General features: G+C 29.4%; 19 protein-coding genes. 12 read left to right on the forward strand and 7 right to left on the reverse strand.

From position 1 onward, the window contains the following. Positions 1 to 26 precede the first annotated feature (26 nt). A complete protein-coding gene (locus ACJJVY_RS11330) occupies positions 27 to 2,510 on the reverse strand; it encodes a chondroitinase-B domain-containing protein (RefSeq protein WP_405608456.1) in 2,484 nt (827 codons plus the stop codon). A 363-nt stretch (positions 2,511 to 2,873) separates the two neighbouring features. On the opposite strand from ACJJVY_RS11330, the gene ACJJVY_RS11335 reads away from it, so the two are divergent. Further along, on the forward strand, positions 2,874 to 4,838 hold the full coding sequence (locus ACJJVY_RS11335; RefSeq protein ID WP_405608459.1) for a YgiQ family radical SAM protein: 1,965 nt from the start codon (positions 2,874 to 2,876) through the stop codon (positions 4,836 to 4,838). Between the two features lie 84 nt (positions 4,839 to 4,922). Here ACJJVY_RS11335 and ACJJVY_RS11340 read toward each other — a convergent pair whose 3' ends face one another. Then, positions 4,923 to 5,387, reverse strand: coding sequence for a hypothetical protein (locus ACJJVY_RS11340; RefSeq protein WP_405608462.1), 465 nt, complete (start codon positions 5,385 to 5,387; stop codon positions 4,923 to 4,925). A 153-nt stretch (positions 5,388 to 5,540) separates the two neighbouring features. Then, positions 5,541 to 6,362 (reverse strand): class I SAM-dependent methyltransferase, encoded by an 822-nt coding sequence (locus tag ACJJVY_RS11345; protein ID WP_405608465.1) that lies wholly within the window; start codon positions 6,360 to 6,362, stop codon positions 5,541 to 5,543. 160 nt (positions 6,363 to 6,522) lie between these two features. Between ACJJVY_RS11345 and ACJJVY_RS11350 the strand changes: the two genes are divergently transcribed. Then, complete coding sequence (locus ACJJVY_RS11350; RefSeq protein ID WP_405608468.1) at positions 6,523 to 9,057, forward strand: M14 family zinc carboxypeptidase; 2,535 nt, start codon at positions 6,523 to 6,525, stop codon at positions 9,055 to 9,057. 5 nt (positions 9,058 to 9,062) lie between these two features. On the opposite strand, the gene ACJJVY_RS11355 is transcribed toward ACJJVY_RS11350, so the two are convergent. The 4 genes from ACJJVY_RS11355 to ACJJVY_RS11370 all read right to left on the reverse strand — a co-directional run bounded on the left by ACJJVY_RS11355 (position 9,063) and on the right by ACJJVY_RS11370 (position 12,019). Next, on the reverse strand, positions 9,063 to 9,953 hold the full coding sequence (locus ACJJVY_RS11355) for a dienelactone hydrolase family protein (protein ID WP_405608471.1): 891 nt from the start codon (positions 9,951 to 9,953) through the stop codon (positions 9,063 to 9,065). A 118-nt stretch (positions 9,954 to 10,071) separates the two neighbouring features. Next, positions 10,072 to 10,635: a PAS domain-containing protein gene (locus ACJJVY_RS11360; protein WP_405608474.1), complete on the reverse strand. Its 564-nt coding sequence runs from the start codon at positions 10,633 to 10,635 to the stop codon at positions 10,072 to 10,074. Between the two features lie 63 nt (positions 10,636 to 10,698). Continuing rightward, positions 10,699 to 11,241, reverse strand: coding sequence for a sigma-70 family RNA polymerase sigma factor (locus ACJJVY_RS11365; RefSeq protein ID WP_405608477.1), 543 nt, complete (start codon positions 11,239 to 11,241; stop codon positions 10,699 to 10,701). A gap of 250 nt (positions 11,242 to 11,491) precedes the next feature. After that, complete coding sequence (locus ACJJVY_RS11370; RefSeq protein WP_405608480.1) at positions 11,492 to 12,019, reverse strand: hypothetical protein; 528 nt, start codon at positions 12,017 to 12,019, stop codon at positions 11,492 to 11,494. Between the two features lie 104 nt (positions 12,020 to 12,123). On the opposite strand from ACJJVY_RS11370, the gene ACJJVY_RS11375 reads away from it, so the two are divergent. The 10 genes from ACJJVY_RS11375 to ACJJVY_RS11420 all read left to right on the forward strand — a co-directional run bounded on the left by ACJJVY_RS11375 (position 12,124) and on the right by ACJJVY_RS11420 (position 23,971). Then, positions 12,124 to 12,627, forward strand: a complete 504-nt coding sequence (locus ACJJVY_RS11375) for a GbsR/MarR family transcriptional regulator (protein ID WP_405608483.1) — start codon at positions 12,124 to 12,126, stop codon at positions 12,625 to 12,627. 218 nt (positions 12,628 to 12,845) lie between these two features. Then, positions 12,846 to 13,043 carry a hypothetical protein gene (locus tag ACJJVY_RS11380; RefSeq protein WP_405608486.1) on the forward strand — a complete coding sequence of 66 codons (198 nt, stop codon included), beginning with the start codon at positions 12,846 to 12,848 and terminating at the stop codon, positions 13,041 to 13,043. Further along, on the forward strand, positions 13,040 to 13,384 hold the full coding sequence (locus tag ACJJVY_RS11385; protein ID WP_405608489.1) for a hypothetical protein: 345 nt from the start codon (positions 13,040 to 13,042) through the stop codon (positions 13,382 to 13,384). The genes ACJJVY_RS11380 and ACJJVY_RS11385 overlap by 4 nt, the downstream gene beginning before the upstream one ends. Positions 13,385 to 13,386: 2 nt before the next feature. Beyond that, entirely contained in the window at positions 13,387 to 13,764 is a 378-nt protein-coding gene (locus ACJJVY_RS11390) for a hypothetical protein (RefSeq protein ID WP_405608492.1), read from the forward strand. A 153-nt stretch (positions 13,765 to 13,917) separates the two neighbouring features. Further along, positions 13,918 to 14,460, forward strand: coding sequence for a DUF4136 domain-containing protein (locus ACJJVY_RS11395; protein WP_405608495.1), 543 nt, complete (start codon positions 13,918 to 13,920; stop codon positions 14,458 to 14,460). Between the two features lie 59 nt (positions 14,461 to 14,519). Further along, positions 14,520 to 14,684, forward strand: a complete 165-nt coding sequence (locus tag ACJJVY_RS11400) for a DUF5522 domain-containing protein (protein WP_405608498.1) — start codon at positions 14,520 to 14,522, stop codon at positions 14,682 to 14,684. Between the two features lie 61 nt (positions 14,685 to 14,745). Further along, positions 14,746 to 15,456, forward strand: coding sequence for a DUF4197 domain-containing protein (locus ACJJVY_RS11405; protein WP_405608501.1), 711 nt, complete (start codon positions 14,746 to 14,748; stop codon positions 15,454 to 15,456). A 357-nt stretch (positions 15,457 to 15,813) separates the two neighbouring features. After that, complete coding sequence (locus ACJJVY_RS11410) at positions 15,814 to 18,939, forward strand: SusC/RagA family TonB-linked outer membrane protein (protein ID WP_405608504.1); 3,126 nt, start codon at positions 15,814 to 15,816, stop codon at positions 18,937 to 18,939. Positions 18,940 to 18,967: 28 nt separating this feature from the next. After that, entirely contained in the window at positions 18,968 to 20,584 is a 1,617-nt protein-coding gene (locus ACJJVY_RS11415; protein WP_405608507.1) for a RagB/SusD family nutrient uptake outer membrane protein, read from the forward strand. 378 nt (positions 20,585 to 20,962) lie between these two features. Then, positions 20,963 to 23,971, forward strand: a complete 3,009-nt coding sequence (locus ACJJVY_RS11420) for a SusC/RagA family TonB-linked outer membrane protein (protein ID WP_405608510.1) — start codon at positions 20,963 to 20,965, stop codon at positions 23,969 to 23,971. Positions 23,972 to 23,977 lie beyond the last annotated feature (6 nt).

Below are 23,977 nucleotides of genomic sequence, written 5' to 3' on the forward strand. Positions count from 1 at the left end.
TTTAAACTTTTTGTAGCCTGTGAAATTTATTTAATAACTATCGTTTTAGATACTTTAGAGTTGTTGTTAGAAATCATTACAAAATATGTGCCTTTAGCAAGTTTAGATACATCAATATTAATGTCAGTATCTTCATTTCCGATTTTAGATTCTAATACTTTTACTCCGTTTGTGTTATATAACTGAATTAGATTTATACTTTGTAAGCCTACTTTTATATTTAAAATATTACTAACAGGGTTTGGATATAAAGTAATGTTATTCTCTAAAATTGTATTATTTATAGATAGAGTAGAGGTTGCATAAAATTCTATTTCTGTAATTGTATTCCATTCGCTAGGTCTAGAAGGTTGACCATAACCAATAATTTTTACATATTTAGTATTTTCTGCGACTACAGGGAACAGGTAGCTTTTAAAAGTTCCATCAGAATTACTCACTAAATTATCATCTGTATCATAAGCATTTGTAAAATCTGAAGCAGCTGTACCTGTTTTAGAAACCCATATTTGAAATTCGTACGTTTTTCCATCGGTAGAAGCAAAGTCTACTAATTGTAGATCGAATGTTCCACCAAGATCGTAAATAATTTCTCCACCAATTCCTTTTCCAGACCATTGTGTATCAAAATCTTTATCTAAACTATGTTCTGCGATATTATTTTTTGTATCGGTAACTTCTTCATCAAAAACATAGTTAATTATAACATTGTCATTCTCAGAAGCATCATTAATTAATATTAGATTAGATTTAATATCTGCTGCAGCTTGTGTTACGTTAATTAATCTCGTTAAATCTCCTCCAATAATTGTTACTACACCTGTTCTTTCTGTGTAATCTGTGTTTTCGGAAACAGTGATATCAAAAGAACCATTATTAGAACCTGTGTTTGGAGATATTGTAATCCAATCACTATCACTGCTAACAGACCAATCTACATTTGCGGTAACTGTAACTGTTTGTGTTTCTTGTTCTGCACTAAATACTGTAATAGTAGAAAGGTATAAACTCTCTGAATCGTCATCAACTTCATATGCATTAGGTCCAACATCAGAAGGAGTTAAAGGCATATATCTTTCTGATTCTGTACTAAAATGATCTGCTCCTGGGTTGCTATTTGTAGATCTTGGTTGTCCTTCGATATCTTCATTTATAGATTCGGAATTAACAGCATTTTCATATAATGGACTTGTTTCTGTTGTTTTCCATACACTATAATCATTATAAGTTGTTGAGGTTAAATAAGGGTTTTCATCAGTAACCATTGTAGGTGTAAATGAAGTAATCGTTGCATCTTCTATTGTTATTGCTGTACCTGTTGGATGAAATAAGTTGTTAGTCCAAGTGATATTATCTCCTTGATCATTATCATTCTTAATAGCTACCAAAGAATTTTCTGAACCTGTAATTAAATTATTGGATATTATAATATCTTTTAAATCTTTACTGTAGCTACCATTATTATCAAAACCAATTTCAATTCCATGACTGTTGTTAACTAAAGTATTATATGCAATTAACACATTATCTGCCCTAAAATGCTTGGTTAAATTAGAGTTTCCTTCAACAGCATCACCAAGTGTTAATGTTATAGGAGCGTCCCATTTTGTTCCATTTAAACCTTGCATATAGTTGTTGATAATTACATGGTCTTTTCCGTAGATTCTAATTCCGCCAGTATAAAGCGTTGCACCATCTGGAGAAGTGCCAATTTCTTTGTCTCCTCCAAAAAAATAGTTACTTTCTACATGATTTCGGTTTCCGTGTCTTAAAGATAAAGTTCCGTAACTTTTTAAGAAAGTATTATGCCTAATTATATTATCACTCGACTTTATAGAAACAATCTCTGGGTCTCCATCACATTCTTCAAATAAATTAAATTCTACAGTTGTATATCCGCTTGAAGCCGACATTTCGCTCCAACCAACTCTAATTGACTCTTGTTCGTTTACAGCTCTTGGACTGTTGTTTTTAAAATAATTATGATCAATTCTATCGTATTGAGATTGATAGGCTACATCAGTACTTTCATCTGTGCTACCATCAATAGTAATATAATGACCAGGAGTGTTTTTATTCTGAAAAACATTATGATCAATTCTATTATGGTGACTTGGGTATTGAAACGGATAGGTATCATCATCCCAAACACCACCAATATAAACCCATTTTATAGACTCTGTTGTAGCAAGTTCAAAAATATTTCTAGTAATTCTAATATTATTACAACCTTCTAGTTTAACTAAAGTATCTTCACCTGTTGCATTAATTATAAAACCTTCTAGAGTTATGTAAGCAGACTTTTTAAATCTAAATAGAGATTCGCCTGTAAGAGTTACACCACCAATAGTTTCTGCCTTAACTATAATTGGGTTTTCTTCTGTTGCAATTTTTTCAAAAGAGACTTCAAAATCGTTATAAGAACCATTTGCAACAATAAAGGTTCCTCCGTTTGTAGAGTTGTTAACAGCATCAGCAAGATCATCTGCATCGCTGTAAGTTTGAGACATAAGATTGTTTGAAATTGAGACAAACAAGATAAAGCAAAATGTTTTTATAAGATTGCTAAACTGAGGGGAATTTTTTTTCATGAATAAAAATTTTTGGTTGATTTTTAGTTGGTTATAATAATTGGATAACCAATCTGGTTTACCAAAAATAATGATTTTAAAGTGAATATAAAAGAAGAAAACTTTTTAAAATTAATAATTTAACATTTAAGTGTTGTTTTATTGCTAAATATCGTTAAAAATTAAGAGTAAAATTATTGAACTGATAAAGGTTGAAGATTTGTAAATTGAATTTTAATAAAGTTGATGACTATTATTAAATAAATATTTCTATCAATTAAAATTCTTGTATTTTTGCAAACTATGCAAGAAACTAAAAAACATCAATTAACGGATTGGTTACCAACTACAAACAAAGAAGTTAAGATTCGTGGTTGGGAAGAATTAGACGTTATTTTATTTAGCGGAGACGCTTATGTAGATCATCCATCATTTGGGCCTGCAGTAATTGGTCGTATTTTAGAAAGTTATGGTTTACGTGTTGCAATTGTACCACAACCAAGTGTAAATGATAATTTACAAGATTTTGAGAAATTAGGAAAACCTCGTTTGTTTTTTGCTGCAACAGGTGGTTGTATGGATCCGATGGTTTCTAATTACACAGCAAGTAAAAAACGACGAGATAAAGATGCATATACACCAAATGGTGATAAAGGTTTTAGACCAGATTATGCAACCTCTGTTTACTCTAAAATATTAAAAGAAAAATTTCCTGATGTGCCTGTTTTAATTGGTGGAATTGAAGCTTCTTTAAGACGTGTAACTCATTATGATTATTGGTCGGATAAGTTATTGCCATCTATTTTAGAAACTTCTAAAGCAGATATGTTGGTGTACGGAATGGGAGAGCAACCTTTACGAGAAATTGTAGAGCTATTACAAAAAGGTGTTCCGTTTTCTAGTTTAAAAAATATTAAACAAACAGCAGTTTTAATCAATCAAAAGGAAGAGAAAATTCCGGTAATTAATGATTGGCAAGATGTTACAATCAATTCTCATGAAGCTTGTTTAAAGGATAAAAAAACATTTGCATCTAACTTTAAAGTTATTGAGCAAGAATCTAATAAGTTAAAAGCGCGTAGAATTTTACAAGAAATAGGAGATAATACTTTAGTGATTAATCCGCCTTATCCAACAATGACTGAAAAGGAAATTGATGGATCTTTTGATTTGCCTTATACGCGTTTACCGCATCCAAAATATGACAAACGTGGACCAATACCTGCGTTTGAAATGATTAAGTTTTCTATCAACATTCACAGAGGGTGTTTTGGTGGTTGTAGTTTTTGTACAATTTCTGCACATCAAGGTAAGTTTATAGCAAGTAGAAGTCAAGAATCTGTTTTAAAAGAAGTAGATAAAGTGGCAAATATGCCAGACTTTAAAGGTTATTTATCTGACATTGGTGGGCCATCTGCTAATATGTATCAGATGAAAGGGAAAGTGCAAGAAATTTGTGATAAATGTGTTGCACCTTCTTGTATATCTCCAGTAATTTGTTCTAATTTAGATACTTCCCATAAGCCTTTAACAGAGTTATATCAAGCAGTTGATAAACATCCGAAGATTAAAAAATCTTTTATTGGTAGTGGAATTAGACACGATATGTTAGTGCCTGAATTCAATAAAAATGCAGATGCAAAAGAGTTGGATGCGTACACAGAAGAGGTAATGTCTAAACATGTTTCTGGTCGTTTAAAAGTGGCGCCAGAACATACATCTGACCCAGTTTTAAAGTTGATGCGTAAACCGTCTTTTAAATATTTTCACATGTTTAAAGATCGTTTTGATAAGATAAATGTTAAGAAAAGATTGAACCTTCAATTAATTCCTTATTTCATTTCTAGTCACCCAGCAAGTGAGGTAGAAGATATGGCGAATTTAGCGGCAGAAACCAAAGATATGGGCTTTCAGTTAGAGCAAGTACAAGGTTTTACACCAACTCCAATGACGGTTGCTACGGTTATTTATTATTCAGGATATCATCCTTATACCCTAAAGCCAACAAAAACTCCAAAAACTAAAAAAGAGAGAGAAGATCAACATAAATTTTTCTTTTGGTATAAGAAAGAAAACAAAGATTGGATTCGTAATACGTTAAATAAAGTAGGAAGACAAGATTTACTAAAAGTGTTGTTGCCGGAAACTAATTCTTGGCAGAAAAATAAAAAAGCAAAAGAAGCAAAAAATACTTTTGATGATGCTGTTCCTTTTAATAGAAGGAAGAAAAAAGTAACTAGAAGTACTTCTAAAAAGAGAAGAAGATAAAATATAAGTAATTTTTTATTGAAAAGAAAAAGGTTCAGGTTTAAACAAACCTGAACTTTTTTTTAATAGCTGTAGAAAAATTTATTAAGATTTTGCTAGACGTTTTTCAGCTTTTTCTACGTTATTTTTGTATTTCTCTATTTTACTAAGCCATTTTTTAGAATCATTAGGAGATAAATCTCCTTTAATCTTAAAGCTTTGGTGCTTTTTAATAGCGTTGTTTAATTTTTTCTTAGCTTTTTTTAAACTATTCTGTGCCTTCGCTTTTGTTTTTAAAGCTTTCTCTACTTTTTTAGCTTTTTTCTCAGCTTGCTTTAATTTTTTTTCATCTTTTGCTATCTTTTTAGCTTTATCTACATTTATTTTATTAGCTAAAAAAATTTCTTTTTTAGCATCTTCATTTAACTTTTCAGTTATGTTTTCTTTGGCTAAATAAATAGATTTACCTTTAACGGTATAGGTTTTGTTTTTATAATTTACATCTTGTGCATAAGAAATAGAAACTAAAAAAATGAATATTAAAGATAGTATAAATTGTGTTTTTTTCATGATTGTATTTTTGTTTTAATTATATATCTGTTAGACACACAAAATAATTAAAAGTAACATCAAAAATAATGAAAAGAATAATTTTATGTAAGGTTTATTTTAAGATAGTTATAAATCAGCTTTTTAAAAATGTAATTCGTAAAAATAAGTTTGTTATTTTTTTACTGCAATCATCATGTGAGGGCTAAAAGGTAATAAATATTCATCGTTTTGAGTAAGGCTTTGTAATGCTTTTAAAGTTTTAGATTTCTTTTTGTCTAGCATATTAGCAAAATATTCGTTGTCTAACCAAATTATTCCTTCTACTGCAAATAGGTTAATAAAGTTGAGGTTTTGCTCTAAAAATTCTGCTTTTAAATCTTGTGGTTTATGATAAAAAGCATCCGCTAATAAAAAAGGAAAATCTTTGGGAGCATTATGAATACCTGTAGTTAATTCTTCTTTACACATATCAAAAAATGAGTTAGCATGTATCATTCCATTCATTAAGCCAACTACGGTAGAAGCGGTTGCGTTAATTGCGAATCCTAAAATCATTCCGCCTTTTTTAAGTACTCTCTTAGCTTCTGTAATGGCAGCAACTCTATCTTCTCTTTTTTGAAGATGATATAAAGGTCCGTGTAAAATTACCAAATCTGCAGTATTGTCTTTAAAAGGTAGTTTTTTAGCTTCACCAATTGCAACAGAAAATGGGTTTTTAAGCTTTTTGGCTCTTTTTTCGGCTAATTTAATATGTTTTAAAACAGGTTCTACCAAATGAACAGTATGATTGTTTTTTGCTAACCACTCAGAATATTTACCAGTACCGCCACCAACATCAATAATTGTAGAATTTGGTTTTTTTATATGTTGTTGTATGAGATTTTTTATACGTTCAAATTCAAAGATTCCCATGCCTTTTTCGAGTCTGGTTTCTTCGGAAGCTTTGTTGTAAAAGTTTTCTAATTCTTTACTAATAAGAGGTTTCTTTTTCACTTTAAAAATTTAAAAGGATAAAAGTAAAGAAATTAAAGTGAAATTGAGAATTTTGATAATTATCAACTAATAAATCTAACTAAAATAATTAACAATTATTTTATGGTTTTTTAGATATAATGTTTACTTTTAAAGCAATAAAACTAACCTTTTTGTAATTATGCTGCATAAAAAATATTATTTTGTTATATTTTTTTCAATTTTATTCATTCAAAATATAATAAGTCAAGATTACTATTTTAAAGATAAAGCTCCTTTTGATAGTAAAATTCCTACACCAGAAGAATTTTTAGGTTATGGTATTGGAGAGCATCATACAAGACACGATTTAATTGTAGCTTACTTAACAAAATTGGCAGAAGTATCCGATAGAGCTTCTATAGAAATTTATGGAAAAACCCATGAAAAAAGAAAACTTGTAATGTTTGCTGTTACCTCACCAGAGAATTTAAAAAATTTAGCCAAAATTAAATCTGAACATCTACAATTCGTAAATACTGAGATTAATCCTACAAATTATGATGAAGTTCCTGTAATAATTCAGTTAGGATATAATGTACATGGTAATGAACCATCAAGTTCTGAAGCAGCATTGTTAACAGCGTATACTTTAGTAGCTTCAAATAGTACAGAGGTTAAAAATTATTTAGAAAAGTCTGTTATTTTTATAGACCCTACCATTAATCCAGACGGTAGAGATAGGCATACACAATGGGCAAATCAATATCAAGCAAAAACATTAGTTTCAGATAATATTGATGCAGAACATACAGAGGCATGGCCAAGAGGAAGAACAAATCATTATTGGTTTGATTTAAATAGAGATTGGTTAATGGCGGTTCATCCAGAAAGTAAAGGTAAACTAAAATGGATGCATTCTTGGTATCCTAATGTGGTTACAGATTTTCATGAAATGGGTACAAATAGTCATCATTTTTTTGAGCCAATGAAGCCTATTGGTTCTTTAGATCCTATAATGCCAAAAGAAAATTATGAAGATTTAAACAACTTATTTGCTCCTTATTTTAGTGATGCTCTAGATAAAATTGGTTCGTTATATTATACAAAAGAATCTTTTGATGGAACATATCCTGGTTACGGTTCTTCATATCCAGATTTACAAGGTGGTTTGGCTTTGCTTTTTGAACAAGCAAGTTCTAGAGGTCATGTGCAAGATACAGATTACGGAAAAATAACTTTTGCATTTACAATTAGAAATCAATATACATCAGGTTTTGCTACAATAAAAGCAGCCGTTGAAAATAAAGCGTATTTAAAAAAATATCAACAAAATTTCTTTAAATCTGCAGTAAATAAAAAAGATAAATCAGGTTTTGTAGGTTATGAGTTTCAAGAAAAATATGATAAGAATAGAGAAAAGGAATTTATAGATCAATTATTAACACATAAAATAGAAGTGTACAAAAAAGGTGATACTTATACCGTTCCTCTACAGCAACCACAACGTAGAATGGTACAAACAATGTTTGAAACTTATGATAAATACAGAGATAGTGTTTATTATGATGCTTCTGCTTGGAGTCTTGCAAATTTTTATAATATAAAATATAAAGGAGTTAAGTCTATAAAATTAGGAACACAAATTTCTACAACAGAAGATTTGGTTGTGAATTCTAAGATTAAAAAATCTCAATATTCATATTTAATAGATTGGGATGATTATAATACACCAGCCGCTTTGTATTATATGCAATCAAAAGGATTAAAAGTAGCATCCGCGTTTAAGCCTTTTTCTATAAATACTTCTCTAGGAAATAAAAGTTTTAATTATGGTAGTTTGTTAATTGCTGTAAGTAAACAAGAAAAAACGGATGAAGAGGTTTTTAATATTATAAAAGAAGCACAACAAAGATTTAATATACCTGTATTTGGTGCTGATAGTGGATATAGTTTAAAAGGAATTGATTTAGGTAGCAATAATTTTAGGGTTTTAAAAACACCTAAAGTAGCAATGTTAATAGGAGAGGGAGTGAACTCTAACGAAGCAGGAGAAGTTTGGCATTTGTTAGATACACGTATACATATGCCAATTACAAAAATACGAATGGCTAATTATAAAAGAGCCAATTTAGACGCATATAATACATTAGTTATGGTTTCTGGTAATTATAATGAATTAGATTCTATACAAAGACAGACATTAAAAACTTGGGCATCAAAAGGAAATACTTTAATTACTATAGCAGGAGGTTCTAAGTGGTTAATTGATAAAAAAATGGTAAAAGAAAGTTTGGTAAAAGAATCTAAGTCGAAAGAAAAAGAGCAAGAAACTAAAAGGTTACCATTTGTAGAAGCATCTGAGCATTCTGGCAGAGAACGTTTAGGAGGAGCTATTTTTATGGTAGATTTAGATGTTACTCATCCTTTAGGATTTGGTTATCGTAATGCTAATTTACCTGTTTATAAGAATAATATGGTATTTTTAGCACCAAGCAAAAATGCATATTCAACAATTGCTAAATATGCAAAAAATCCTCATATAGATGGTTTTATTTCTAAGAGAAATTTAGAAACTTTTATTAAACCATCTGCTTCCTTATTAGTAAGTCCTATAGGAAGAGGTAGAGCTGTTATGTTTGCAGACAACCCTAACTTTCGAGGAGCTTGGTATGGTACTAATAAGTTGTTTTTAAATGCTTTATTTTTAGGTAGCGAAATAAATGTTCCTAGATAAAAATATTATCCTTTTAAATGTTTATTAAAAAATGCAATAGTTCTTTCCCAAGATAAATCTGCAGATTCTTCATCATATCTTGGTGTTGTATTGTTATGGAAACCATGGTTTACTTCTGGGTAAAAATGAGCTTCGTGTTCTATGTTATTAGCTTTTAAAACAGTTTCAAAATCAGGCCAACCTGCATTTACTCTTTTGTCTAAACCAGCATATTGTAATAATAATGGAGCTTTAATTTTTGCAGCATCTTCTTTTTTAGGTTGTCTACCATAATAAGGAACTGCAGCAGCTAACTCAGGTATTCTTACAGCCATCATATTAGAAATCCATCCACCAAAACAAAAACCAACAACGGCTACTTTTCCATTACAATCTTTGTGATTTTTTAAGTAATTATAACCTGCAATAAAATCTTCTAACATTTCTGTTTGATCTCTTTTTCTTTGCATTTCTCTACCTTTATCATCATTACCAGGATAACCACCCATAGGTGATAGTGCATCTGGAGCTAAAGCAATAAAGCCCTCTAAAGCTGTTCTTCTACCAACATCTTTTATGTACGGATTTAATCCTCTGTTTTCATGAACAACAATAACACCAGGTAATTTTTCTGTAGTGTCGTTTAAGATAGAAAGTTGACCTTTAATAACTTTTCCTCCTTTAGGAGATTCGTAAGAAATAGTTTCGTTTTTTAATTTTGGGTCGTCAAGTTTTACAACAATAGAATCCTCATAATTAGGTGAAATAAAACTTAATAAAGCTGGTAAAGTAATGGCACCAACAGCATATAAAGATAACCTTTTTATAAACTCTTTTCTATCAATTTTATTATGTGCATAATCATCATACAAGTCAAATACTTCTTGATTTATATCTTCTTTTTTAAGTTTTTGCATTTTGTTTAAATTTTTAGTTATTGAGTTACCACTCGAAAGTAAATAAAAAAAATGATGTACTATGTTAATAAAGCAAGAATAAAATACTAAAATTATAGTTCTATAAAGATAAGAAAATCTAAATAGCTCTTTCTAAAGCTATAAAATGGGTTGTGTTTTTATAATATAGAGGAAAAATGTTTATCTCGCACTTATAGGGAGTTTTATCTTTTTTGTAATTTAAAACAACTTCTTTAAATGGTTTGTTTTCTGATAACTTTCTTTTAATTTCTGCTTTTGTTTTTTTAGAAGTATCTATACCTTGTAAAAAAGAGGGTGTTTTGTTAAAAGCATAATTTCTGTTAAAACCTGTCATTTTTTTAAATCCATCATTTACCCATATAATCTCTTGTTTTTTATTTGTGATTACAATAGCTTCAAACGATTGATTTTTAAAAATCTCATCAAGATTATTTGTCCATTGAAATTTAGTAGCAAACTCTTTTACTCTATTAATGTCGTTTTTTCTAGTGGTATTATTTACTTCTTCTTCAAAGGAATTAATATATAAATCGAAACTAATAATTGGTAGTTTTATAGATTTAGATGGGTTTAAGTCTTGTTTTAGTACCGCATAATCTTGCTCATTTTTATTAGCTAAAAAGAAATCTAAACACATCATATTTGCTAAGTTATACTTCATAAAAAACTGAGTTATAATTTAAAGTAGCTAAGCTATTAAAAAAGAATGAATATTTTGTTAAAACTAAGAGCTACAAACTTTACAATCTCCTTTGTCTTTGATTTCGCCAACTAAATTACCTTTTTTATTGACAACAAAACCACAACAATCCATAAAACCTTTTGCTATTAATTTTCTTGCACGCTGAATTTGAGATTTTGTTGTAGGTAAACTTTGATGTAATTGATTGGCAATTTCTTGTTGTTTTAATCCTTTTATATCAGCTAAAAACAAAGGATCTCTGTATTTTTTTGGCAGATTTTTTATAATTCCTCTTAAGCAATCTTTTTCTGTATGCTCATTTTTTATAATTTCTGTATCAGATTCAAAATTAGCAATTTCAAAAGTTTGATTTGTAGATTTCCAAAAATCTAAAATTGAATTTCTAGCAATTGTAAAACACCAAGATTTTAGTTTTGTATCATCTTTTAAAGAGCTTAGTTTTGTATGAATTTTGATAAAAGTATCCTGTAAAATATCATCAGCAATTGTAATGTTTTTTACTTTGCTGATGATAAAGTTTTTTAAATCTTCAGAATATGTTGTCCAAACTTGGTTTGTAGTCATATATTTTGATGAATTTTTTAATGATTCTTATTTTAAAATAAAATTACAAACTATTATAACAATATTTAAGTTAGTAATTTAGACTAACAATTACAAGATGTGCATGTGCAATTAGTGCAAGTGCAATTTGTACAATCTCCTTTTTTACAACTTTGGCAGTTGCATTGACAATTATTATTTTTCATGATATCTATTTTTATTGTTCATATAATAGACTCAAATCTTTGTAAAAAGATGCAAAAAAAAGTATTTATTTAGATCTTTCCCCTACAAAGTTATCAGATTTTAACTTAAAAAGTACATTAAATGTGGTTAAACTACCGTAAATTCTAGTAATGTATTGCTGTAAATCTATCTTTTCTTGATCTACTAAATTTTTACTTGCATTTATTTTTTGTTCCATCACTCTAATTCTGTCTCTTACCATTACTATTTTATGAAAAAAAGTATCAATAGGTATTTCCTTATCCGCTAGTTTAGAATCTGCAGGTCTAAAAATTAGGGTTCCGTTTTTCCATCTATCTGCAATCGGAGAAATTTCTGTAACATCAGACCATTTCTGTAAAATATTTTTTAATGTTTTTTCTACTTCAAAAAAACTAACTGTATCAACTTCATCTTCTACAGCTTCAATAATTGTAAACTCGCTATTAATATCTATTGTTTCTAATCCGTCTTTTATAAAAGTAACCCAATAATGTTTGCTAGTTACGTTTGTAATTACACCTAATCCAAATTGAGGATGTTCAATTCTAGAACCTATCCCTAATAATTTCATTTAATTCGATTTTAATTTAAAGGTAATAATTTATGATGAAATTTTTAATATATTTATTTTTCAATAATTATTGAAAGTTTAGAAAAATATTGTATATTTGACATATGAAACTAGATGAAGCAAAAAATAAATACATTCAAACTTGGGGAAGTTTAGCAACTTCTTGGGGCATTAATAAGACAATGGCACAAGTACATGCTTTATTATTAGTATCTACAAAACCACTATCTGCAGAAGATATTATGGAAGCTTTGAAGATTTCTAGAGGAAATGTAAATATGAATGTTAGGGCTTTAATCGATTGGGGAATTGTTAGTAAAGAATTTGTAGTAGGCGAGCGAAAAGAGTTTTTTGTTGCTGATAAAGATATTTGGGAATTGTTTAAGCAGATAACAAAAGAGCGTAAAAAACGTGAAATTGAACCAGTTTTAAAAGTATTAGATGATTTACAAAAAATTGATGATTCTACAGAGGAAGCAGAACAGTTTAAAAAAGTATTAGAAGATTTATCTTCTGTAACTACAACGGTAAATAATATTTTAGATAAGGCTATAAAAGCAGATGAACATTGGTTAATGTCTAGTTTTACTAGAATGATAAAAAAGTAAAAAAATTTAAAAATAAACTTTCAAAAATTTCTGAAACTATGAAAAATATAAATAAAATTATTAGTTGGATAAATAGAGTTATAATGATCCCGTTTCTAATTTCTTTATTAGTATCAATTACTAATGTTGATTATATTTTTTATCCTATTTATATTGCATTTGCAGTGGGCGTTTATCAGCTTGTGTCTTTTTTGATTATTTTGTTTTTGTTAAAAAGGATGAAAGAAAAAAGGAAGAAGGGAATCCTAATTTATTTCGGTTTAGTAATGCTTTATTTTTTAGGTTGTTTTGCATTTTCTGATTATTATAAGGGAGTAGACGAAGATATAACCTTAACAGTTTTAGCAGTTTCAGTACCAATAATCTTATCTCTTTTTTGGACGTATATTTTAGAAGCTATAAAAAAGAAGCTATGAATCAAATTACATACACACTCTATATTTTATTGTCTAGTACAATTGTAATTCTTGTAGGTAATTGGTGTTACAGAAATGGAAAAATATACATTCTAAGTTATTTTCCGGATGATGTAAATTATGGTAATGGAATCAATAAATTATTAAGAGTTGCCTATTATTTATTAAACATTGGTTTGGCAATTTGGAGTTTACATTCAATCAAAGAAATTACAACTTATATAGATGTTATTCTTGAGTTAAGCAGTAGATTAAGTTTTATATTACTTGTAATTGCTTCACTTCATTTTATCAATATTTATACAGTTTATTTTATTCACAAATATTTTAAAAATCAATAATTATGAACACTTCATTAGAATTAATTGCGTACATCATTTATTTACCAATTACAATCGGACTTACAACTTTAGTCTCTCAAAATTTATTTAAAAATAGTAAAATATTTATGCTAGATATTTTTAATCAAAAAGCAGAAATAGCAATGGCAACTAATAAATTATTTAAAATAGGTTTTTATTTACTGAATATTGGTTTTGCATTAAGAATCATCAAAATTTCTAACCTTATAAATTACACGGATTTGGTAGAAACATTAAGTAGTAAAGTAGGTGGTTTTTCTATTTATTTAGGAATTGTAATGATAGCTTTTATTTTATTTTTTTTAAAAGGAAGAAAAGCAAGTAAAGAAAATAATTTAAAAATACAGACATCTAATTAAAATTTTAACGTTCATTATTATAAATCGGTATGATTATTGGATATTAAAAAATGTGTTTTAAATGTTTTAACTTAAAATTAAAACTGTATTGAAGTAATTTTATAACTTGGTAAGCGTTTAGATAACACAATTAATAACTTAAATCTGTAAATTATGAAAAAAAGTATTCTATTGTTATTTAGTGTTTTATTATTAGTTTCTTGTGGCTCTATAAATGTTTCTACAGATTATGATACAAGTGTAGACTTTAACAAATATAAAACTTTTGGTTTTTATAAACCAGAAATTGATAAAGCAAAAATTTCTGACTTAGACAAAAAAAGAATTTTAAGAGCTGTAGAAACTGAATTAAAAGCAAAAGGATTAACGTTATCTAATAATCCTGATTTATTGGTTAGTATTTTTACAAAAGCAAGAAATCAAGTTAATGTGAATCAGAATAATTTTGGTTACGGATTTGGTTGGGGATGGAATCCTTATTGGGGAGGAAGAATGAATAATAATGTAAATGTAACTCAGCATACAGAAGGAACACTTTTTATAGATTTTATAGATAAAGAAAAGAAAGAGTTAATTTGGCAAGGAGTGGGTACAGGTGCATTAAGAAATGAAAGTAGAAAGAAAAAAGAAGAAAGAGTCAATTTATTTGTCAAGGAAATTGTTTCTAAATTTCCTCCTGGTATAGAAAATAAATAAAAATTAAAAAGCGTTCTTAAGAACGCTTTTTTTATGGATTAAATTGATATTTTTGCGGCATGTATAATCAAAGAATTCCTTTAGAAGAAGGAGATTATTATTTAAATGAACAAGGTTATAAAGTTTTTACAGAAAAATTTCATTTAAAAAGAGGTTATTGTTGTAAAAGTGGTTGTAAACATTGCCCGTATGGTTATGATAAAAAAACCGATAGTTTTAAATAAAATAAGTGACTTTTTAAAACAAAAAGGTTCTTATATAATAAGTAAATAATTATAAATAAAAATGATAAAAAGAATTTTAGTTCTAGTAATTGCACTTCAATTTGTAGGTTGTGCAGAGTTGCAAAATGTGGTAAATCAAGTTTCTACAAGTGGTGTTTTAAGTGATGCACAAATAGGTAATGGTTTAAGAGAAGCTTTAGATAACGGTATAAAAAACCAAGTTTCTAAATTAACAGCTACAGACGGGTTTTATAAAAATGATTTAGTAAAAATTGTATTACCAGAAGAATTACAAGCGGTAGATAATGGGTTGCGTAAATTAGGTTTAGGTAATTTAGCAGATGAAGGGATTAAAGCTTTAAATAGAGCAGCAGAAGATGCTGTAAAGACAGCAACACCAATTTTTGTTGATGCAGTAAAAGATATGACATTTGCAGATGCTAAAAATATTTTATTAGGAGATCAAAATGCAGCTACTTCATATTTACAAGTAAAAACTACAGAAAGTTTAACGGCAAGTTTTAGTCCAGTAATTAAAAGCTCTTTTGATAAAGTTGGTGCAGATCAAGTGTGGTCAAATTTAATTACTAAGTATAATTCTATTCCTTTTGTAAAGAAAGTAAATCCAGATTTAACACAATATGTAACAGAACAAGCTTTATTGGGAGTTTTTACAATGATAGAAGTTGAAGAAAAAGGAATTAGAGAAAGTGTTGGTTTAAGAGATACTGCTTTATTGAAACAAGTATTTGCTCTACAAGATAATAAATAGGTTAGTTTTAAACCTTAACAGATTTTATTAAAAAACCCTACATTATAAATAATGTAGGGTTTTTTAGTTTTAAGTTTTTCTATAAAATATTATGTTAAACTCAACGTTTTTAATTGAATTTTTTAATAAGTATATGTGTTAATTTTTTAACTCTTATATTTTTTATTGTGATTTTTTTTAAATATAAATTATTTATTTAAGTTTTTTTTTAAATATAAATATGTTTTTATATATTTTTATTGCGAAAAAATTAAAAAACACGATGGTTAAAGAAATGTTAAAATAGCAAATAAATTACTTATAGTTTTAACAAAACATTTAGTTTAGGCGCTTAATTCAAATTCAAATCAAATATTTATGAAACAAATTCACAAAAAAATACTATTGTTATTTTTTCTCTTAGGAGCAGTAACTATAGTTAATGCTCAAAAAATGTCGGTATCAGGTACTGTTTCCGATAATGCTGGTCCATTACCAGGGGTAAGTATATTAATTAAAGGCACTAATGCTGGTGTAGAAACTGATTTTGATGGTAATTATACTGTTTCTGCAGCAAAAGGAGACGTTTTAGTATTTAGATATTTAGGTTACAAAATGGTTGAAAAAACTGTTGGTAGCTCTAATGTTATAAACGTAGTATTATCAGAAGATAATAGTGTATTAGATGAGGTTATTGTTGTAGCATACGGTACAACAACAAAAGAAGCTTTTACTGGGTCTGCAAATGTTGTTGGAGAAAAAGATTTATCGCTTAGAACTGTTACTTCACCTATTGCGGCTATAGAAGGTAAAGCAACTGGTGTACAGTTTTTAGCAGCTTCAGGTCAACCAGGTTCTTCTCCTGGAATTGTAATTCGTGGTGTAGGTACTTTAAATGGAGGTACAGCGCCTTTGTATATTGTAGATGGTATACAATTTGACGGTTCTTTAAGTTCATTAAATCAAGATGATATTGCTTCTATGACTGTTTTAAAAGATGCAGCTTCAACTTCATTATATGGTTCTAGAGCAGCAAATGGAGTTGTAATTATTACAACAAAAAAAGGTAAAAAGAATAAAACTACTGTAAGCGCATCAACTCAGTACAGTGTAATTACTAGAGCTGTAGGTAACTATGATATGGTAGGTGCTGGTTCTTATTATGAATTAATGTGGGAAGCTTACAAAAACACAATTGGAGGTTCAAACCCAGAGATTGAAGCTTCTGCAACAATTTTTAATCAACTTGGTTATAATCCATTTAATGTTGCAAATGACCAGATAGTTGGTACTGATGGTAAATTAAATCCAGATGCAGAACTTACTTATCAATCTTTAAATTGGTTAGATTATTTAGAAAGAACTGGTAGTAGAGAAAGCCATTCTGTAAATGTTGCTTCTGGTGGAGAAAACCATAGTGTATTTTATTCTGCTTCTTATTTAAAAGAAGAAGGATATGTTATCGAAAGTGATTACGAAAGAATTACGAATAGATTAAATGCAGATTTTACACCAATTAAAAATCTTACGATTGGTGGTAGTTTGTATATTACATCTACAGATTCTCATGGGACAAATACAAGTAGCACTGCAACTGCAAACCCTTTTTCTTGGGCTAATAGCTTAGGTCCTATTTATCCTGTTTATCAAGTAGATATTAATGGTAACATAATAAACGATGCTTCTGGTAACCCTTTATATGACTTAGGAGAAGGTTACCCAGATAGTAATATTCAAACAAGACCATACAATCCAGGAAGACATGGTATTGCAGAGTTAATCTTAAATGAAGATCAAACAAAACAAAACCTTTATGGATTTAAAAATTATGTAGAAGTTACACTTTTAGAAGGATTAAAAGCAAAAGTAACTTATGGTAGAGACATTCAAGATGGAATTATCAAAGGATATGAAAATGAAATTGTAGGTGATGGAGCTCCAACAGGAAGATATAGTGAAGATAGATATAGAAGAGTTATTCAAAACTTCAATCAGATTTTAACTTATAACACATCAATAAAAGATATTCATAATGTAGATGTTACATTAGGGCATGAAAGTTTTGATAGAAACTATTCAATACTAGGGGGTATTGCTAATACACAAACAGCAACAGGTATATACGAATTTGATAACTTTGCAGCAGGAGATAATGTAAATGGTAATACTACAGATCATAGAATTGAAGGTTATTTTGCAAGGTTAAACTATAATTTTGATAGCAAATATTACTTAAGTGCTTCTGTAAGAAGAGACGGTACTTCTAGGTTTTCTAAAGATTCGCGTTGGGGTACATTCTATTCTTTAGGAGGTTCTTGGAGATTAGATCAAGAAGATTTTATTAAAAATATTTCTTTTATAGATAGATTAAAATTAAGAGCTTCTTACGGAGAAATTGGTAATGAAAGAATAGGTTCTTACTACGAATCTCAAGCTTTATATGAAATTATTCCAAATGCAGGTACACCAGGTATTATCTGGAGTAGTACAGGTAATTCTGAATTAGAGTGGGAAAACCAAATTAGTTGGGATGTTGCTTTAGAATTTGGTTTATTTAATAATTTTATAGAGGGATCTATAGAGTATTATAGAAAAACTTCTCAAGATTTATTATATAATTTACCAATTCCAATTTCAGAAGGTTTAAATGAAGCTCCAACAAATTTAGGAGATATTTATAATGAAGGTATAGAACTTGGTTTAACAGGTCACTTAGTTAATACAAAAGATTTTAACTGGGATATAACTTTACAAGCATCAACTTTAAAAAACGAAATTACAAAAATAGATAGTCCTGCAGACAATGGAACTAAACGTTGGGAAGTTGGTAGATCTAGATACGATTTCTATATTTATCACTATGCTGGTGTAGATGTAGATAATGGAGATGCTTTATATTACATGTTCGAAGATACTGATGATGGTGGTAGAGTTGCTGTTTTAAATGATGATGGAACACAAGCTACAACTAATGATTACCAAGAAGCAGGAGAAGCTTATACAGGAGATAGTAGTATCCCTGATTTAATTGGATCTATTTCTAATACTTTTAGATATAAACAATTTTCTTTAGATTTATTATTTACTTATGGTATTGGAGGTAAAATATTAGATGGAGGTTATTCTAATTTAATGCACCCAGGTACATTTGGTAGATCTATACATGTAGATGCAGAAAATGCTTGGAGAGCTCCAGGAGATATTACAGATGTACCTCGTTTAGAGAATGGAGACCCTAACCAAACAGTAGCAAGTTCTACTCGTTTCTTAACTGACGCTTCTTATATTGCTTTAAGAAACGTAAATTTAGGTTATAATTTTGATAAAAATGTATCAGAAAAATTAGGAGTAAGTAATTTACGTATTTTCCTTTCAGGAGAAAATATGTTTATTAAAGCAGCAAGAAAAGGAATCAACCCTCAGTATAACTTAGCTGGTACACAAGGTGGAAATGATTATAATCCTTCTAGAGTAATTACTTTAGGGTTAAATTTATCTTTCTAAAATTATTAAAATTTAAAAATATTATATTATGTTACGAAAAATTAACCTATTGATTATAGGATTACTAGTAGTACTTGTTTCAGGTTGTTCAGAAGACTTCTTAGAAACTACACCTACAGATGCTATTGCAGAAGCAGATGCTTTTGCAAGTGTAGACAATATGTTTTTGGTGTTAAATGGATTGCATAGAGTTATGTATGCACAAAATCCTTTACCAGGAGGTACTTCAGCTAGAAGTGGACAAAGTTTTTACATACCAGCTTTAGATGCGATGGCAGGAACAAATATTCATTCAGCTCCAGGAAATGGATGGATGACAAGTGAGTTAAGATGGTTAACGCACACAAATGCAAACTTTACAACCGTAAACAATTTCTGGTACATGCGTTACCATATTATTGCTACATCTAACAATTTAATCAATTTAGTTGAAGCAAACGGTTTTACAACTGCAGATGCAGATGTAAGAAATATTCTTGGTCAAGCTTATGCATATAGAGCTTGGGCTTATCATCAATTAGTTTCAACTTTTGGTAAAGGTTACTTAATTGGAGACCCTGCATCTGATGCTGGTGTACCGTTGTTATTAGAAGCTGGTGCTCCTTATACAAGTGAGCCAAGATCTACAGTACAAGTAATTTATGACCAAATAAATGCAGATATAGAAAATTCTATTAGCTTTTTTGATGGAGCTTCTAGTCCAGATAATAAATCTCACTTATCTATAAATGCAGCTTATGGAATAAAAGCAAGAATAGATTTAACACAAGGTAAATGGCAAGATGCTGCAGATGCTGCAGTATTAGCTCGTTCAGGTTTTCCATTATTAGATGAATCTGATTGGTTGTCTGGCTTTAATACAACAGAACTTTCTGAGGTTATTTGGGGAGGAACTGTAATTGATGCAGAGACTAATTATTTTCAATCGTACTTTTATTTTATTAGCCCTACATTTAATGGTAGTCAAAACAGAACAAATCCTAAGTTAATAGATAAAGAAGTATACGACGCTATTCCATCTACAGACTTTAGAATTAACATGGCTTTACCTTTGGCGCCAAATACAAATTCTTCTGCATCTAATGGGCAAGGTGGTAGTTATACTGTAGATCCTAATTATGATAATGAAGATGATTTCTGGGATGCTTGGGAAGAGATTATCACTAAGTATGGAATGACTACAGGACATAACACACACCCGTACATGGCTGTTAAGTTTTTGCAAAAGAATCCAGGTTCTATTGATCCGGATGACGTTATTTATATGAGAGCATCAGAAATGTATTTAATCGAAGCAGAAGCTAAAGCTATGTTGTCTGATGTTACAGGAGCACAAACGGTTCTTCAAGAATTTGGAGGAAGTAGAGATAGTTCTTACGATGCTTCTATATATGCTTCTCAAGATGCTTTAATGGAGCATATAAAATGGCAAAGAGCTGTAGAATTATATGGAGAAGGATTTAGTTTTCATGACTATATTCGTTGGGATCAAGGAATTGATTTAACAAATTCTGGAGCTGATGATAATTTGTATAGAGATGGATTTATTCAGGAAAAACCTTCTTTAAATGATGCTTGGATATGGAAAATTCCACAGGCAGAAATAAATGCTAATCCAAATTTAACGGAAGCAGATCAAAATTAAAAACAAGTAAATTAGTTTTTAAAAATTAAGAAAACCACCTCGAAAGAGGTGGTTTTTTGTTTTAATTTTCAATTAAAGTGATTTTTTTAAAATCTTAAAATTGAATAGGAACTATTTAGGCAATATTATTTTGAATTTTTAAAAATTATAGAGTGAGTATAGTTCTTAATTTTTTTATATATTCTAGATTTTTATGTTAAAATTTATAGGTTTTATAGTTTTATCTTTTTGTTATTATGTTTAATATAATAGATTAAAAAGATGTGTGTTTTAATGTTATACTTAGGTTAAAATATTATCAAATAAAAGCTATTTTATTTTTTTGTTTTAAGAAAAAATTAAGAAATTTGATATAATTAATTCAAATATGATACAATTATGAAAAGAATTTTAAAGGCATTTTTAATGCTGTTTTTAGGGCTTATTGTGCAAGTTACTTTTGCTCAAAAGAAAAGTATTTCTGGAAGTGTTTCAGATGCTTCAGGGAAACTACCTGGAGTTAGTGTAGCAATAAAAGGTACTAGTTTAGGAACAGAAACAGATTTTGAAGGTAATTATACAATTTCTGCTACAATAGGAGATATTTTGGTGTTCAGTTATCTAGGGTATAAGTCAAGTGAAGAAAAAGTAGGTACTGCTAGTACAATTAACGTATTACTAAAAGAAGATAGTAGTGAGTTAGATGAAGTTATTATTGTTGGTTATGGTACACAAAGTAAGAGGAAATTAACAGATAATATTGTAAAGTTAAGTTCAGAAGACATAGCAGACGTACCAAGTCCTAGTGTTATGAATTCTCTGGCTGGTAAAGCAGCTGGTGTACAAGTTAGCCAAACAAACGGTAAAGTAGAAGGAGGTCTTAACTTTAGAATTAGAGGACAATCGAGTATTAGTGCTGGTTCAGATCCATTATATGTATTAGATGGTATTCCTTTAATTAACAATAATGAATCGAGTAATGGTTCTCCTACAAATCCATTATTAACGTTAAGTCCTAATGAAATAGAATCAATTGATATCTTAAAAGATGCTTCTTCCGCAGCAATCTATGGAGCAAGAGGAGCTAATGGAGTTGTACTTATTACAACAAAATCGGGTAAAGAAGGTAAAGCAAAATTTTCTGTTAATATTTCTAACGGAATAAGTGAAAAAGCAAACTCTAGAGACTGGTTAAACGCAGAACAATATGTAGAGTTATTTTTAGAAGCAGGAGAAAATGGTTTGGCTTATGGCGGTTGGCCTGCAGAGGGTTATGTAGAAGAAAGGTTAGATAGATATTCTAATAATACTTGGAGAGAAGGAACTTATGATACAGACTGGGAAGAACTTGCTTTAGTAAAGGGTTATACAAGAGATGCTGATTTTTCTATTTCTGGTGGAGATGTAAAAACAACGTATTTCTTTTCTGGAGCTTATAATGATACAAAAGGTATTGTAAGAGGAAATGAGTTAAACAGAATAAGTTCTCGTTTAAACATTACGCATAAATTGACAGATAAATTTTCTGCAGGAATGAATTTAAGTTTTTCTAGAACAGATATTGATAGAATTGCAAATGATAATTCTTTTGTAACACCTTTACAAGCTATTGCCCAAGCACCCATTTCTCCTGCATTTGTGGACGGAGAACCTTTTGCAAATACAGTATATGCAAATTTTTTATTACAAGATAAATATGCATATTATAACACAATTATAAGAAGAGTAACGGGTAAAGCATTTGCAGCTTATGAATTTACAGGGAATTTAAAATTTAACACAGATTTTGCGTATGATTTATATTCTCAGACAGAAGATAGTTTTACGGGTAGTTTAGCTCCTTTTCAAGCAACAAACGGAGAAGCATTTGCATCAAATGTAGATACAGAAAACTATATATTTAGTAACTATTTAACTTACAATAATACTTTTGGTGAAGACCATGATTTGGATGTTGTAGTTGGTACGGAATTAAATAAAAGTAAAAGAAGATATACTAGTGTAACAGGACAACAATTTCCTACAGACGATTTTCAAACAATAAGTTCTGCAGCAGAAATTACTGCAGGTTCTGGTAGTTTAACAGAATATGCTTTTGTTTCTTATTTTGCAAGAGCAACCTACGCATACAAAGATAGATATTTGTTTAAAGCGAGTATTAGAAGAGATGGTTCTTCTAGATTTGGTAGCGATTCTAGATTTGGTGTTTTTCCGGCTTTTTCTGCAGGATGGATACTTTCTGAAGAAAATTTTTTAGCAGATAATTCAGCAATATCTTTCTTAAAATTAAGAGCAAGTTATGGTCAAGTTGGTAATGCAGAGATCGGAAATTTTGCTTCTAGAGGTTTGTTTGGTGGAGTTTCGTACAATCAAAAACCAGGTATTGCGCCAACGCAAGCAGGTAATAATGAGTTAAGTTGGGAAACATCAGATCAAAGTGATGTTGCTGTTGAATATGGTCTTTTTAATGGAATACTTTCTGGTGAAATTGCGTATTACGTAAAAGATACTAAAGAGTTGTTATTTGAACAACCTTTACCTTTATCATCAGGATCACCAGAACAAGGAGGTATCAATAAAAATATTGGAAGAATGAAAAGTGATGGTTTAGAATTTTCTATAACATCTAAAAACATTCAAACTAAAAATTTAACTTGGACAACGAGCTTTAATATTGGTACAAATAATAATGAGATAAAAGAATTACCTGACGGGCAAGATGTTATTAATGGGCAGAATATTTTAAGAGAAGGAGAAGCGGTAAACTCTTTTTATTTAATAGAATATGCAGGTGTAGATGTTGATAATGGAGATGCATTATATTATTTGAATACAGATGATGGAAATGGTACCCTAGATAAGACTACAACAAATGATTCTAACAGTGCTAACAGAATTATTGCAGGTAATCCTTTTCCAGAAGTTATAGCAGGTCTTACAAATACTGTTATTTATAAAGATTTCGATTTTACAATGACTTTTCAAGGAGAATGGGGAGCAAGTATATATAATGGAGGTGGACGTTTTCAGTCGGTTAACGGAGACTGGTTCGATAATCAAACGGTAGATCAATTAGATAGATGGCAAAATCCAGGAGACATAACAGATGTTCCAGAAGCAAGATTAGGTTGGAGTAACGGTACAAGTCACTCTACAAGATTTCTAGAAAAAGGAGATTTTATTAGACTAAGAAATTTAACATTGGGATATTCAATACCAAAACCAGTAATAGACAAACTAGGCTTATCTAAATTAAGACTATATTTTAGTGGGTTTAATTTATTAACAATTACTGACTTTACTGGATATGATCCTGAATCTAGAAGTGATGCAGGTGGCGTAGGACAAACTTTTTATTCGGCTCCTGCAGCAAAAACCTATTCTTTAGGTCTTAACATAACTTTTTAATTTAAA

The sequence above is a fragment of the Polaribacter sp. Asnod1-A03 genome, from assembly GCF_045063585.1.
In the GTDB taxonomy this organism is placed as follows: domain Bacteria; phylum Bacteroidota; class Bacteroidia; order Flavobacteriales; family Flavobacteriaceae; genus Polaribacter.